The organism is Legionella sp. MW5194, from assembly GCF_016864235.1.
Classification (GTDB): domain Bacteria; phylum Pseudomonadota; class Gammaproteobacteria; order Legionellales; family Legionellaceae; genus Legionella_C.
This window is the reverse complement of the sequence record NZ_CP045732.1, coordinates 2089376-2103983: the sequence shown is the minus strand read 5'-3', so window position 1 is coordinate 2103983 and position 14608 is coordinate 2089376. Positions and strand designations below refer to the sequence as shown.

Here is a 14608-nt window from a genome sequence, read left to right as displayed (position 1 = left end):
ACTATAGTTAGTTTATCGTTGATTAAACGTAAATTCTGCTTAAGTCCGGGAGCTCAAAGTAATGATCATTGCTGATAAGCCCTGTAATGACGTAATCCCCCTATTTGTAAGTCGGCCCGCCAACAAGGGATTGCGGTTAAGGTGTTGTCTTTTAGCTTTCAGTCTCCTGGCCGTATGGCCTGTTCATCAAGCCGTGGCGCACGCCCGCAGCACCTCACTTTTTCTGCAATCGACTGAAGAAACCAAGGGTTCTTATGGTCTTGCCACCCGCAATAATAATCAATTGCTGACGGCATCAGCTCCCAAAGTCATCAAGCTGTTTAATGTGATTGAAAAACAGTTTGAGGGGGGTTTTTATACCCTGTCTGAAGTGAGCAGTTTTCCTCTGGATTTGACCATTATTCCCCCCAATCCTTCTCGTGATGTCCCGGGAGGGATTGCTATCAGCAGTTTTTTGGATGGCCGGGTGATTACCGTACTTACCAATGGCAGTGTCATTCAATCCAACATGGAGGCCTTTCAATTATTGCCGGAAACCGGACTGTACAAGGCAACCTTTGGTCCCAGCCTGTTGGGCGTAGACGGCATTGCCTATCGACGTCAGGATGATCGCTTGTATGTCGCAGGGTTTGATCCTTACAACCTGTATGAATTGGATTGGCGGGGCTCCTTGCCGCGTCCCATCCCCTTATTGCCCTTTTTACCGGAAGGGCGGTGGCTGAATTCATTTCAGTTTGGGCCGGATGGATTGCTATATGCTCCTGATGTTGTTCATGGTCAAATTGTGGTTATCAATGTGGAAACCGGGGTGGTGACACCCCTGGTTGAAAACATTGATAAACCGGCGGCTGTGAAAGTTGACCGGGATGGTCGGGTTTATTTCATTGGAAGACGTACTGGTCATGTTTACCGGCATAACCCCTTGAGCGATGAAACCGTGCTGTTAGCAACGTTGCCCCCCGGACTGGATAACCTGACGCTGGATCGCTCCGGGGATAAAGTCTATGTCAGCAATAATCAGAATCAGATTTTTGAAATTGATGTCGCAACCCGTGCAACGGAGACTCTCTTTGATTCGCCGGTAGCACAAATGTGGGATTTTGCCTACGATTCGGATCGGCGCTCCCTGTATGTCACGGATCTCGCTTCGGTTAAGGAATTCAATGCCCAGGATGCCAGTCTTGAAAGCCGCTTTGTGTTTTCAGATTTTAATTCAGGCCTTAACAATCTTAATTTTCATGCAACCAGTTTAAGCCTCGATGACCGTGAGGAAGGAAAAATCATTTTAACCGACATGTTTCTCGGCAACATTCTGGTTCTGAATCGTGCAGATTACTCCATCCATGATCAAACCCTGACCGGTGATTACACCGGATTATGGTATAAGCAACCTTCCTGCACCGTGCGGGTGGAAAACAATGGGGGTGAGTATTATCTGGCGGCCAGTTTACTGGATGGTACGATTGTTAAAATTTTTCATAATGGCGGTATTGAATCCAGTAACGTCGTGGTGGAATCCTTCGCGGGAGGATTGGACGCGCCGACGAAGCTTAAAATTTATCAGGGGTATGTCTATGTTGTTGAGCTAGGTCAGACGACCACGGGTTTGGCCAACAGCGGCAAAATCAGCCGCATTTCGCTGGCTAATCCGCGTGTTAAAGAAGTGTTGGTCAGCAATCTTTCAGAGCCTCAGGGGCTTGATATCGTTGATGATGTCATGTATTTCATTGAATCAAAAACCAGGCGCTTGTTAAAAGCGTCCGCGCTCAATCCCGGTACAGCGGAGGTGGTGGAGGAAAATCTTGATTTAAGCAATGAGCTGTTGGTTTCGCAGCTTACCCCTGTCGCTCAGGCCACACCACCCGCTGCTGTCGCTGTTCTTCCTCAGGCGGAGAAACTATTCATTATGGAGACGCAGCCAAATGCAATTCGTCTGTTTGAAGAGGGGGATTAATGCTGGCTGGTCACGCGCAGAATTTCAGCCAGGGACGTATCACCCCCCAGTACGCGTTTGAAACCGTCCTGACGGATGCTGGGATGATTGGGGCGGAGGTAATCCTCAAGCACCTGCAGGTTCTCATCACGGTGGATCATGCGTCTTAATGTCTCATCGATTTCAATCAATTCATAAATCCCGGTTCTGCCACGATAACCTAAGTTATTGCATTCCGTACAGCCTTTGGGTTCATAGACCGTGATTTTTTCAGACTGTTTAGGGAGATTCATCAATTCCAGTTCATCATCGCGGAGCACATGCGGTACTTTGCAAAAGGAACATAATTTTCTTACCAGACGCTGCGCGATAAGTCCAACCAAACTGGATGAGAGCAGAAAGGATTCAACCCCCATGTCACGCAGACGGGTAATGGCGCCGAGCGCGCTGTTGGTGTGCAGCGTCGAAAGCACCAAATGGCCGGTAAGGCTCGCTTGCACCGCGATTTCAGCCGTTTCCAGATCGCGGATCTCCCCGATCATCACCACATCGGGATCCTGACGTAAAATAGCACGCAACCCTTTGGCAAAGGTCATTTCCACTTTGGTGTTGACCTGGGTCTGGCCAATACCGGGCAGATCGTACTCAATCGGATCTTCGATAGTAAGGATATTGCGGCTGACTTCGTTTAATTCGGTCAGCATGGCATAAAGCGACGTGGTTTTACCAGAGCCAGTGGGACCGGTTAATAAAATAATGCCATGGGGCTCGGCAATCATACGCCGGATAAGGCTTAAGGTGCTTTCGGGCATGCCGAGCAGGTTTAAATCCAGTTGCGCGGCCTGTTTGTCCAGAATCCTGAGTACGATGCGCTCGCCATAATTGGATGGCAGGGTGGATACCCGCACATCAATATTATGACCACCGATGCGAAGGGCAATACGGCCATCCTGAGGAATGCGTTTTTCAGCGATATCCAGTTTCGCCATGACTTTGACGCGGGAAATGAGCAGCGGCGCGATAGCACGCTGAATTTCCAGCACTTCATGAAGCACCCCGTCAATGCGGTTGCGGGCAATCACCCGGTTTTCGTAGGTTTCGATGTGGATATCCGAGGCTTTCTGTTTAATGGCCTGGGTAAACAGGGCATTGATCAGGCGGATAATGGGTGCGTCATCCTTGTTATCCAGTAAATCCTCGCTGTTGGAGAGTTGATCCGCAAATTGCGATAGATCAAAATCACCTTCCATGTCGATGGCCGCATCAAGAACGGACGATTGCGATTGATAGCATTGCGCCAGATGCTGTTGGAATTCATGTTCGCTGACTTCCTTAAGCGTCAACTTCTGTTGCAACAGGCGTTTCGCTTCAGCCAGCGCTGTCAGCGACAAATTGGGGAGGTGGTAAAGCAGCGTCTCCTCGCCGTTGGCGACAGCAACCAGCCCGTGGCTTTTGGCAAAGCCATAGGGTAATCGCTTGATGTTTTCAGGCTCGTTCATTGCTATTTCGTCGTGACTATCGTTGTGCTGCGTTGCACCAGGCGATTTTGGAATGGTCGCGGCAAATCCGCCGATTTCAGGGGTGGCAACACGGTTTCATCATCATGTTTGTGATACGTTTCCTGAGAGCGGAGGAAGTCGAGCTGCGACTGCCGTAAGTCATTGTACTTGCCGCCGCTTAAATGCACCGCATCCGCTTCCGTTGCTAGAATGATAGGACGGATAAAGACCATGAGCACGCGCTTTTCACGGTTGCGGATATTGTGCTGGAAAAGACGGCCAATGCCTGGAATATCACCCAATATCGGCAGACGGTTATCATCATTACCCAGACTGTCCTGAGTTAAACCGCCGAGCACCACAATGTCGCCGCTTTCCACATGAACCGAGGTGACAATGCTGCTGATTTTAAAGACCGGGTTGGTTGTATCCAGCGTGCTGGCTGGATCCACGGTGTCGTTGCCCTGATCAATTTGCAACTGAATACCCTCACCGCGTGTGATTTGCGGACGAACATACAGGTGCAGGGCGACATTCACCCGGTCAAAGGTGACATAGGGGCTCGCCGTTGTGGTGCCGCCGGCATTGTTGGGGTAGGTGGTGGAGGCCACGGACACCTGTCTACCGACTAAAATTTTAGCCTGGCGATTATCCAAAACAACGACGGACGGCGTGGACAGAATGTTGGCCTTGCGCTTGCGTGCCAAGGCATAAATCTGGGCTTGAAAGTCATCAATGGTAGTCTGATTATTAATGATGGCAAACCCTGGGCGAAAATCACCCGGATCGCCGGTTTGCTGATTGGTTCCCCATTCAATACCGAGACTGTTGACGTCACTGGCATCCACTTCGGCCACCAATGCTTCAATCAGCAATTGTGCCGGGCGAATATCCAATTGACGAATGACACCTTTTAGGATGCGGATTAAACTTGCCGGCGCATTGAGAATGATGGAGTTGGTATTCGGTTCGGCAATAATCTGCACCGTGGGTTTAGTCGACCCCTCACTCTGCGTGCTGGCGCCAGTGGTATTGGGCGTTGCTGCCGGATTAGCCGCCGGCGGTTGAGCTGGTTGCGTCATGCCGCTGCTGTTGCCGCCATAACCCCCGGAGGATGAATTGTTCACCAGGTTAGAGGCTGGATTGGTGCTGTCCAGTTCAGGGCGCGTAATTGTGCCGATGGTTGTGCCAACATTGCCGCTGAAATTCGCCTGAGCTATGCCTGCGAGGATAGGAACCAGATCTTCCGCTCGCAAATAATTTAAATAAACAACCTGAGTATTGCTGTTCGTGCCGTTAGGGCTTTGCCGATCGAGGCCGGCAATCAGCAGACGCAGCTTAATGCGTTCGGTACGGCTGCCGCTGATTAAGATGGCATTGCTGCGATCATCGGCGGCAATCATGGTTTGGGCATGGCCACTGCCGGGTTGTGATTTGATTAGATCCTTAAGGGTCGCTGCAACATCCATGGCTAAAGCATGCCGCAGTCTGACCATGTCAATGTCGTTGGCTGACGAGCTGTCGACCTGTTTGATAATATTGGCGAGACTTTTAATGTTGCTTGCCCGCCCCGAAAGAATCAGCATGTTGGACGGTGCATAGGCAGAAATGCTGCTCCATTGCGGCATCAGGGGACGCAACACAGGCACCAGTTGCTCGGCGGGGACATAACGCACGGGCACGACGACTACCATCATGTCATCGCCCCGCGGCGGATGGCGCATCTGGCTTAATAAATCAGAAGAGACGGTCTTGGCATCGATGTTGGGGATAATCTTGATGACGTCGCCGCTGGGAATGGCTGCGTAACCTGAGACCTGCAGCACGGACAGAAACACCTGATAGAGTTCGTTATTGGACATCGGCGTTGAGGAGACAATGGAAATTTTTCCCTGAACACGTGGATCAATGATAAAATTTTTACCGGTGACGCGGGACACCTCGGCAATGACCGCACGGATGTCAGCATTGCGAAGATTCCATAATTTTTTTTCACCGCGTTCTTCCTCACCCGGCGTCAGTTGCGGTGCCTGGGGTGGCGGGGCGTTAGTCCCGGTTGCCGAGGTCTCGTGATTTAACAACTGCTTGATGTTTTGAGCCACGCTGTACTCTTCAATCGGACCAATTTTAACGACATAGACGTTTTGACTTTTGTCATGCTCGATGGTTACCGGTTGTTTCAGTGTGGAAGACAATTGGAGTTTCAACTGAAGGGCGCTGTTTTCATTGCTAAAATGCCCGGCATTGAGCTCATAGGCAGGTCGTCCATCAATTGCAATGTTTTTGATAGCAACTGTTGTCGCATAAGCACAGGCCAAACCAAGAGAAACCAGGATTAATGATAAAATCTTACGCATCAAGCAACACTGAAATAAGCAATTATGACATCATAACCAAATTTACAAGGTTTCAATAGCGTTTTCGAATAATCAGGGTATTAATTAAATGAAGGGCGACTGGAGTGAAACGCGTAGGAGCATCAGAAGTAAGACTGGAGGCATTGAAAATGGTGGCTATGGGTGGACTCGAACCACCGACCTCAGCATTATGAGTGCCGCGCTCTAACCGGCTGAGCTACATAGCCACAAGAGGCCGTGATTTTGTCGTTTATGAGGATTTCTGTCAAGAGCTGGATGCTTAATTTTTTAATTTTTTTAGAGAGGCGGACAAGCCTGACGACTTGCCCGCCCTTAAGACTAGATGATAAGAATATACAACGCGCCGGCGTCACGTAAAACCTGAACCAGCAATTGTTGTTTTTTCTGAGACGCAATTGTTTGCAGGGTTTTCACATTGGGTGTGCGTTCCTTGTTGGCGCTGATGATAATGTCACCAGGACGTAAGCCTGCGCGCCAGCCGGCACTGCTTTCGGATGCGCCTACAACCTGAATACCCACCACATGACCATGCAGCGGCGAATCCTGCTCAAAATTCCTTAAAGCAAGGCCGTAAAGGAATGGATTGGTGGCCTGCAATTCCTGCTCGTGCTTTTTAATGTCGGTAACCACGGCATTTAAGGTTAATTCCTTGCCATCGCGTTTAACTGTGATTTTGGCGTCACTGCCGACACGCAGCAGGCTGATGGTGGTTTTGACCTGGGTCGCCTGGGTAATTTTAGTGTTATTGATCTGGGTAATGATATCACCCGGTTTTAATCCGGCGCGTTCAGCCGGGGATTTTTCATTCACCTGAGAAACCAGTGCGCCCTGAAAATCTTCAGGATAGCCCATCGCCTGAGCCAGCTCTGGCGTTAAATGCTGGACAAAAATGCCCATCAGGCCGCGATGGATTGAACCGAATTTGATTAATTGCTGCACCACGTCTTTCGCCATGTTGACCGGGATGGCGAAGCCGATACCCACATTGCCGCCATAGGGCGATAGAATCGCTGTATTAATACCGATAAGTTCACCGCGGGCGTTAACCAGGGCGCCGCCTGAGTTTCCGGGGTTAATGGCAGCATCAGTCTGGATGAAGTTTTCAATGCCTTCAATGTTTAAATCGCTGCGTTTCATTGCGCTGATGATGCCAAACGTAGCGGATTGGCTATTGCCAAAGCTATTTAAACCAAAAGGATTACCAATGGCGACCACAAAATCACCGACTTCGGCTTTGTCTGAATCACCAATGGGCAGGCTTTTCAAGTTTTTCGCATCGATTTTTAGCACCGCCAGATCGGTTTCACTGTCGCTGCCAATCAATTTCGCCTTAAGACGGCGGCCATCATTCAAGGTCACCGTAATGAGTGTGGCGTTGCGGATGACGTGATCGTTGGTAATGATGACACCGTTTTTGGGATCGACGATGACACCGGAACCGATGCTTTGAAATTTGCGTGGTTTTTCAGGGGTGAGCTGCTGGCGTTCATTGTCGTCATCGTCATTGTCTGCGGCAGGCGGACCGGCAGGGATAACCCCCTGGACCGCGACGTTAACAATGGCTGGCATCACGTTCTTAAGAACGGGGGCTAAGGTAGTGATGGTTTTATTATCATCGGCGGTAGCGGAAGCCGTCAGGCCAATGAAAAGTAAACCGGTCAGAAATGAAAGTAATTTTCGAGACATAGTTTTTCCGAGCGTTTAAGTGAACCAAATTAAAGTGGCCATTCTACCTGTTTGTGGCTCGCGGCGATAGGAATAGAAGTCATTTTTTTGTTCAAAAGTACAAAGATTAGACTTCGAAACAGTAGAAATGGACAAATTTTCCAAAAGCAGAGCAGCTAAACCGGGTAAATCAGCCAACCATTTGCTGTCTTTTCTTTGAAAGGCGGGCAGTGAAAAATCATAACGGGTTTTAAACTGTTCGCGCATGTCATCGCCAACCTCATAGCAGGATTGGCAAATCCCAGGCCCTATCCAGGCGATGAGATCGGCGGGTTGACTCTGCATGGTCTGCACCGTGTTTTCAACGATGCCATTGACCAGACCGCGCCAGCCGGCGTGAATGGCGGCAATTTCCGTTCCTTGCCGGTTGCAGAGCAGAATAGGGAGGCAATCGGCGGTCATGATGGCTAAAACCTGTTGCTTATCACGGGTGATGGCGGCATCGGCGAGGCGATTGGGGTTCTCTTCCACCACCACGCAGGTGGTGCTGTGCGTTTGGTCAAGCCAGGCCGGTTCACCGGGCAGGCGAAGGCTGGCTGCCAGTTCGCGGCGGTTTTGCAGCACATGCTCCGGATTGTCGCCTACGTGCAGACCGAGGTTGTTTTTATCATAGGGCGGCTGGCTAAAACCCGAGTGCCTTAATGTCGTGAGGGCGCGAATTGTCGCGGGGGCTGGCCAGTCGGCAATTAAATTAGACAAGGTACTCATCCAGGCTGTTTATCAGGGACTGAAAATCATCCGGCAAAGGAGCGGTAAAAGTCAATAAGTTATCGTGTTCTGGATGATGAAACGACAGGGACGCGGCATGCAGCGCCTGACGTTTAAATGACTGCAGTGCCTCGCGTAATTCAGGAGCAATTTGTGCCGGTATTTTGGGGCGTCCGCCGTACAGGGGATCGCCGACCACGGGATGATTGATGTGCGCCATATGAACGCGAATCTGATGGGTGCGACCGGTTAAAAGCTGCACATCAAGCAGGGTAAACGCGTCATAATGCCGTTTAACCGTGTAAAGGGTAACCGCTTGCCGGCCCTGATTGAGCACCGCCATTTTCAGGCGATTACGGGGATGTCGGCCAAAAAAGGTATCGATTTCCCCGCCGCTTATCACATGCCCCTGAACCAGGGTCACGTAACGGCGCTGAATGGCGCGTTCCTGCATTTGCCGTACCAGCGAGGTGTGAGCGGGCAGGCTTTTCGCCACAACGAGGAGACCGGTGGTGTCTTTATCCAGACGATGAACAATGCCGGCTCTCGAGAGCGAAGCCAGTTGGGGGGCATGATGCAGCAGCGCGTTGACTAAGGTGTGTTTGGGATTTCCGGCACCGGGATGCACCACGAGGCCAGCCTGTTTATTCACTACCAGCAAGGCCTCGTCCTCGTAAACGATGTCGAGTGGAATGAATTCCGGCTCACAGGTGTCACTGGATTGTTGATACGCTTCGTCCTCCACTGCCACCGTGATAACATCGCCCTCCATCACCTTGTCTTTCGGTTTTAATTGACGCTGATTGACCTGGATGAGTCCCTGCCTCAACCATTGGCTCAATTGTGAGCGGGAATAAAGCGGAAGCAGTCGAGCCAAGGCAACGTCAATGCGTTGCCCGTGCAGATCGCGGGGAACCCGCAGTTCATTGTTCAGTGCGCTCATGCCGGGATGGCATCCTCGGAAACGCTGAGGCGGCCGCGCAGGGAGTTAGGCAGGGTTTCAGAAATGTCCACCTGAACGAACTGACCGATTAACGTGGCAGGACCATCAAAATTAACGACGCGGTTGCATTCCGTGCGTCCAGCCAATTGCTGAGCATTCTTTTTGGATTGACCGGTCACAAGGATACGCTGCGTGCTGCCAATCATGGATTGGCTGTATTGCGCTGCATTGATTAACAGCCGGTTTTGCAGGATTTGCAGACGCTGTTTTTTGACGTCCATGGGTGTATCGTCCGGCAGGTTGGCTGCCGGTGTGCCCGGACGGGCACTGTAAATAAAACTGAATGAGGTATCAAAACCGATGTCATGGACTAAATCCATCGTATCCTGGAAGTCTTTATCAGTTTCTCCGGGAAAACCGACAATGATGTCGGTGGACAGACGAATGTCGGGCCTCACCTTGCGTAATTTTCTGATTTTTGATTTGTACTCAAGGGCGGTGTAACCGCGTTTCATCATCGATAGCACCCGATCTGAGCCGCTTTGAACCGGCAGATGCAGGTGGTTGGCCAGCTCGGGAACGTCCGCAAAGGCATTGATGAGGTTGTCTGAGAAGGCCAGCGGGTGAGACGTGGTGAAGCGGATCCGGCCAATGCCATCAATGGCCGCGAGGTAGTGAATGAGCAAGGCGAGATCAGCGCATTCACCCTGAGTCATCATGCCGCGGTAATCATTCACGTTCTGGCCGAGAAGATTAATTTCCCTGACGCCTTGAGAGGCCAGTTGATAACATTCGGCAAGGACATCGTCAAAGGGCCGACTGATTTCCTCACCCCGGGTATAGGGAACAACACAATAACTGCAGTATTTACTGCAGCCTTCCATAATGGAGACGAACGCGACGGGGCCTTCGGCACGCGGAGCGGGGAGGTGATCGAACTTCTCGATTTCAGGAAAACTGATATCGACAACCGGCTTTTTGGTTCGTGCCCGTTCTTCGAGCAGGGCTGGAAGACGATGCAGTGTCTGGGGGCCGAAAACGATGTCGACATAGGGCGCCCGTTTGATGATATCCCCGCCTTCCTGGCTGGCAACACAGCCGCCGACACCAATAATCACATGCGGATTTTTTTCTTTGTATTCCCGCCATTGGCCTAACTGCGAAAAGACTTTTTCCTGGGCTTTTTCGCGTATCGAGCAGGTGTTTAAAAGGATGACATCGGCCTCGTCAAGAACGTCTGTTTTTTCAAGGCCGTGAGTATTTAACAGGACATCTGCCATTTTGGATGAATCGTATTCATTCATTTGGCAGCCATTGGTTTTAATAAAAAGTTTTTTAGCCATAGTCTTTATTCTATTGATTAATCATGAACACTTTGACAAAAGGTTTCTTTTATCCTGGGTAAAATCAGTAATGAAATTAAAATGCCAACCGGCAGAATAGCCAGCGCAACATGGTAAGCTTCAAGAGGGTAGACGCGGACTTTATTGACGATTTCGCCCTGCCACATGCGGTCGAGAATAAAGCCGATGATGGGCTGCGCCAAAGCAATGCCCACCATGTTCATCATGTTCATAAAACTTAAACCGGTTGCTACATAACGGCGGCTGCACAGCTCCTTTGCCACAGCAAAAGCGGGCAGGAACGCCGAAGAAAAGAGGCCGAAAATGAACAGCAGTGCCTGCATTTGCCAGCCGGTGGTAATGGGAGCAAAAATGAACAGGGTGCTGGTGATCAGAGCGCCAACAGCGCCAATGTACATGGGCGGTTTGCGGCGGCCAATGCGATTGGAGTATATTCCCCACAACGGGCTTGCGATAGCCCAGCCAATGAACACCAGGGAAATGTAATTGGCGGCGGTGGCTTTGGCCAGGCCCATTTTATACATCAGAAAGGGCACACCCCAGAGGCCGCAAAAAACCGGGGTGGACATGTACATCAAGCCACCGTAAATAGCCACCAGCCATAATTGTTTATTTTTAATGAGAGCAACCAGGCTGCTCCACAGGGGTTCATCGTGAGCCGAAGTGACGACAGGCTTTTTGTTGGCAGGGGCGTCTTTGGCAATGACCAGAATGAGCACAGCAATGACCAGGCCAATACTGCCCATAATAACCATGCTCTGGCGCCAGCCATAGTAGTCAATCAGCAAAGCCAGTGGCGCTTCGCCCCCAATAGCGCCCAGCATGCCGATGGTTACCATCAGTCCGGTCAGCAGGGCAAACCGGTTGGCGGGAAACCAGTTGGCGGCGAGTTTCATGGCGCCTACGGCGGCGAAGGCGGAGCCGAAACCAATCATCAGTCGCGCCAGACAGGCCGCGAAGAAATTGTCGGTCAGACCGAACGCAATCGTGCTGATGGCGCAGATGGTAGTGGCTAAGGTGAGCAGTTTTTGCGGGCCGAAATAATCCATCATGACTCCGCCAGGCAATTGCATGGCCGCATAGGAATAAAAATAAATGCCGGATAAAATGCCCAGGGTTTGACTGGTCACCCCAAAATCACGCATTAATTCGTTACTCATGACGCTTGGGGAAACCTGCAGGAGGCACTCGTAGAAGTAAAAGACGCAACCCAGTCCCCAAACAATCCAGGCCTTGGCTGTGCCTTTGGAGATGACATCCGTAACGCCATGATTTTTACTGTTCGACATCTACTGAAATACTCCCTGAATTTTTAAATAAATACGCCTGGGTTGGCTGTCCAAACGATGCAAGCGCTTTCGGCTTCTGGGCAAAAAGGTCTGTATTGTACTGAATAAGTTTGCTTTGGCATAGACCAACAAAAAATTTTATCATCTTGATAATTAATTGTCTATTCTGTCTCTTTGAGGAAACGTCCCCGACGTCGGGACCGGCCGTAACTGCTGTCCCTACGCGTTCCTGCGGATAAAAGGATTGGGTCTTGGCTAATCTGTGTTATCCTAGGGACAGCCAAGATCCTGATTCTGACAATGTTGAGGTAGATTCCCGTCCGGGTGTTTTTTATAATGCCGGCTTTGGCTATTTGCCATTCATTTCAGACAACACGAACAGTAGGGCGTTCACTTTATGCATAATGAGTCAGTTTTTTATACAATCTTTTTAATATTTGCCGGAGCGGCCGTTTTTTCCACTCTGGTATTGTATACAAAACAGTCCCTGCTGGTCGCCTACATTTTATTAGGAGCCGCTTTGGGTCCCTGGGGTCTGCGTCTGGTTTCTGATGTGACGGTGGTGCAGCAGGTTGGCGATATTGGCATTGTTTTCCTGCTGTTTCTGCTGGGCCTTCACCTGCAGCCGCAGAACTTAGTCCATATGCTGCGCAAGATCACCTGGATTGCAATCGTCAGTTCGGTTGTCTTCGCCATCATTGCCTACCTCATTGGCCGCTGGTTTGGTCTTAGCGAAACCGAGTCCTGGATTCTTGGTGCGGCGATGATGTTTTCCAGTACCATCATTGGGCTTAAACTGTTACCGACAACCATTTTACATCATCAGCACACCGGTGAGGTGATGATCAGCGTCCTGCTGATGCAGGACGTTATCGCGATTATCATCCTTATCATGATTAATGGTGCCCAGGGCAATGGCCTGGCCCTGGATGATTTCATTCTGGTGCTGGTGGCGCTGCCGTCGCTGACGTTGTTCGCCTTTGCAGTCGAGCGTTACATCCTGGTGAAGCTGCTTGCGCGTTTTGACCGCACCCAGGAGTATGTTTTTCTGCTTTCCATCGGCTGGTGTCTCGGGCTTTCTTTTCTGGCCAAACAGTTGGGACTGTCAGAGGACATTGGCGCGTTTGTCGCCGGCGTTGCTTTAGCCTCAAGTCCGATCTCCCTGTTTATTGCCGAAAGCTTAAAACCCCTGCGGGATTTTTTTCTGGTGATGTTCTTTTTCTCCATTGGGGCGACGTTTAATTTCGGTTTTGGTGCGCAGGTTTTTATACCAGCGCTTATCCTGTCTTTCCTTATGCTGGTGCTTAAACCCCTGTTCTTCTGGTTCCTGCTGCAGCGGGCTGGCGAAAAGAAAACCATTGCCAAAGAGGTCGGCGTCCGACTTGGGCAGGCGAGTGAATTCTCCCTGCTGGTGGCAAGTATCGCCTTAAGTACTAAACTCATTTCAGAAGTCGCTTCCAATCTGATTCAGGCGACAACCATTTTAACCTTTATTGTGTCGTCATACCTCGTGGTGTTGAAATACCCAACACCGATTGCTCTCTCGGAAAAAATGCAGAAGGATTAATCATGAAATTATTGGTCATTGTACTGTGTCTGTTTAGTGAACGTTACCTGATTCATGCTGCTTCCCTAAACCGGTTTACATGGTTTACCCGTTATTTTAATGTCATTAATCAGCGCTTGCCTGACGGTTCTGCATTAGCCAGCCCCTATTTAAGGCTTTTGGCGGTGATCTTGCCTCCTGTCTTAATCACCTGCCTGGTGTTGTTTTTATTCTGCCATATTCTGTTTGGTTTCATTTATCTGCTGCTGAATATTGTTATTTTTTACTATTGTCTGGGACCCAATAACCCCTTTTATCCTGTCGCTTCGGACAAATCCAGTGAAGAAGATGACTCCGCTGCCCGGGATTATTTTACAGCCGTCAACGGGCAATTGTTTGCCGTTATTTTCTGGTATATTTTATTGGGGCCTGTCGCCGTGCTGGTGTATCGGTTACTGTCTTTAAGTCAGGTTCAGGCGCAAACTGCTGCGGCCGCAGCGACGATAACCCGTTACCTCGACTGGATTACTGCCCGTGTGACTGTCCTGCTTTACTTGCTGGTGGGTAATTTCCAACGGGGCTTCAGTTTCTTCACCCAGTATTTTCTCTCACAGCCAGATAATAATGAATTACTCCTTGGGCAGGGAGGAGTACTCGCGGCGCGCACATCTGAAAATGACACGGTGACCCTGCCGCAGGCGCAAACGCTGGTTGAACATGCACTGATTGTTTACCTGGTGTTTTTAGCCTTTTTTACTCTGGTTGCCTGGCTGTAAAACGGGTTAAATAATAACGAGGAAGCGTTGACTATGATAAATTCGATGGCTCGTGTGGTACTGACAATTCTGGCCCTGACTCTGCTCGCGGCTTGCTCCCACCCGATCGTTACACCGCAGGGTAAGCCCCATTACAAAGCCTGTACGTTGTCCTGTGAGCAGAAAGCCCGTGCCTGCAATAAAGTATGCCGTAATAACTGCGCGCAATGCACCGCCTACAATTTCCAGACAGCCGCAAAGAACTTTAATCATTATTTCCATGAGAGTGCTGTCAATGGGCAAATCATTAAACGGGATTTGAATTCTTATTTTGATCCACTACAATGCCGCAAAACAACGTGCAATTGCCGCGGCGATTATGTGGCCTGCGTGCAATCCTGTGGAGGAGTGGTGAAAAAGCGCCTGCAGGCTGCGGCTGTTTGTTAAACGTTTTATAGATTGACGAGG

Annotated in this window: 11 protein-coding genes and 1 tRNA gene; 4 read left to right on the top strand and 8 right to left on the bottom strand. The window is 50.2% G+C overall.

Going from position 1 to position 14608, the window contains the following annotated elements; all coding sequences use genetic code 11:
* Positions 1 to 61 precede the first annotated feature (61 nt).
* Positions 62 to 1954: a hypothetical protein gene (locus GH742_RS09755; RefSeq protein ID WP_203454787.1), complete on the top strand. Its 1893-nt coding sequence runs from the start codon at positions 62 to 64 to the stop codon at positions 1952 to 1954.
* Here GH742_RS09755 and lspE read toward each other — a convergent pair.
* The 8 genes from lspE to GH742_RS09715 form a co-directional block, all read right to left on the bottom strand.
* Positions 1951 to 3432, bottom strand: a complete 1482-nt coding sequence (lspE, locus tag GH742_RS09750; RefSeq protein WP_203454786.1) for a GspE family T2SS ATPase variant LspE — start codon at positions 3430 to 3432, stop codon at positions 1951 to 1953. The genes GH742_RS09755 and lspE overlap by 4 nt on opposite strands.
* A gap of 2 nt (positions 3433 to 3434) precedes the next feature.
* Complete coding sequence (lspD, locus tag GH742_RS09745) at positions 3435 to 5789, bottom strand: secretin N-terminal domain-containing protein (protein WP_203454785.1); 2355 nt, start codon at positions 5787 to 5789, stop codon at positions 3435 to 3437.
* A 150-nt stretch (positions 5790 to 5939) separates the two neighbouring features.
* A tRNA-Met gene (locus tag GH742_RS09740) sits at positions 5940 to 6016 on the bottom strand.
* Between the two features lie 112 nt (positions 6017 to 6128).
* Positions 6129 to 7379 (bottom strand): Do family serine endopeptidase, encoded by a 1251-nt coding sequence (locus GH742_RS09735; RefSeq protein ID WP_239005327.1) that lies wholly within the window; start codon positions 7377 to 7379, stop codon positions 6129 to 6131.
* Between the two features lie 132 nt (positions 7380 to 7511).
* Positions 7512 to 8234 carry a peptidoglycan editing factor PgeF gene (pgeF, locus tag GH742_RS09730; RefSeq protein WP_203454783.1) on the bottom strand — a complete coding sequence of 241 codons (723 nt, stop codon included), beginning with the start codon at positions 8232 to 8234 and terminating at the stop codon, positions 7512 to 7514.
* Entirely contained in the window at positions 8227 to 9186 is a 960-nt protein-coding gene (rluD, locus tag GH742_RS09725) for a 23S rRNA pseudouridine(1911/1915/1917) synthase RluD (protein ID WP_203454782.1), read from the bottom strand. Before rluD ends, pgeF begins: the two co-directional genes overlap by 8 nt.
* Positions 9183 to 10529: a tRNA (N6-isopentenyl adenosine(37)-C2)-methylthiotransferase MiaB gene (gene miaB, locus GH742_RS09720; protein ID WP_203454781.1), complete on the bottom strand. Its 1347-nt coding sequence runs from the start codon at positions 10527 to 10529 to the stop codon at positions 9183 to 9185. Before miaB ends, rluD begins: the two co-directional genes overlap by 4 nt.
* Before the next feature lie 17 nt (positions 10530 to 10546).
* Entirely contained in the window at positions 10547 to 11839 is a 1293-nt protein-coding gene (locus tag GH742_RS09715) for an MFS transporter (RefSeq protein WP_203454780.1), read from the bottom strand.
* 397 nt (positions 11840 to 12236) lie between these two features.
* On the opposite strand from GH742_RS09715, the gene GH742_RS09710 reads away from it, so the two are divergent.
* The 3 genes from GH742_RS09710 to GH742_RS09700 are packed head-to-tail and all read left to right on the top strand — an operon-like array spanning position 12237 to position 14587.
* Positions 12237 to 13406 carry a cation:proton antiporter gene (locus tag GH742_RS09710; RefSeq protein ID WP_203454779.1) on the top strand — a complete coding sequence of 390 codons (1170 nt, stop codon included), beginning with the start codon at positions 12237 to 12239 and terminating at the stop codon, positions 13404 to 13406.
* Positions 13407 to 13408: 2 nt separating this feature from the next.
* Entirely contained in the window at positions 13409 to 14161 is a 753-nt protein-coding gene (locus GH742_RS09705) for a hypothetical protein (protein WP_203454778.1), read from the top strand.
* A 33-nt stretch (positions 14162 to 14194) separates the two neighbouring features.
* Positions 14195 to 14587, top strand: coding sequence for an acyltransferase (locus GH742_RS09700; protein ID WP_203454777.1), 393 nt, complete (start codon positions 14195 to 14197; stop codon positions 14585 to 14587).
* Positions 14588 to 14608 lie beyond the last annotated feature (21 nt).

Bases quoted from the DNA above. Each gene is read 5' to 3' on its own strand.
- GH742_RS09755 (WP_203454787.1), top strand. From the start codon at position 62: ATGATCATTGCTGATAAGCCCTGTAATGACGTAATCCCCCTATTTGTA.
- lspE (WP_203454786.1), bottom strand. From the start codon at position 3,432: ATGAACGAGCCTGAAAACATCAAGCGATTACCCTATGGCTTTGCCAAA.
- lspD (WP_203454785.1), bottom strand. From the start codon at position 5,789: ATGCGTAAGATTTTATCATTAATCCTGGTTTCTCTTGGTTTGGCCTGT.
- GH742_RS09735 (WP_239005327.1), bottom strand. From the start codon at position 7,379: ATGCCAGCCATTGTTAACGTCGCGGTCCAGGGGGTTATCCCTGCCGGT.
- rluD (WP_203454782.1), bottom strand. From the start codon at position 9,186: ATGAGCGCACTGAACAATGAACTGCGGGTTCCCCGCGATCTGCACGGG.
- miaB (WP_203454781.1), bottom strand. From the start codon at position 10,529: ATGGCTAAAAAACTTTTTATTAAAACCAATGGCTGCCAAATGAATGAA.
- GH742_RS09715 (WP_203454780.1), bottom strand. From the start codon at position 11,839: ATGTCGAACAGTAAAAATCATGGCGTTACGGATGTCATCTCCAAAGGC.
- GH742_RS09710 (WP_203454779.1), top strand. From the start codon at position 12,237: ATGCATAATGAGTCAGTTTTTTATACAATCTTTTTAATATTTGCCGGA.
- GH742_RS09705 (WP_203454778.1), top strand. From the start codon at position 13,409: ATGAAATTATTGGTCATTGTACTGTGTCTGTTTAGTGAACGTTACCTG.
- GH742_RS09700 (WP_203454777.1), top strand. From the start codon at position 14,195: ATGATAAATTCGATGGCTCGTGTGGTACTGACAATTCTGGCCCTGACT.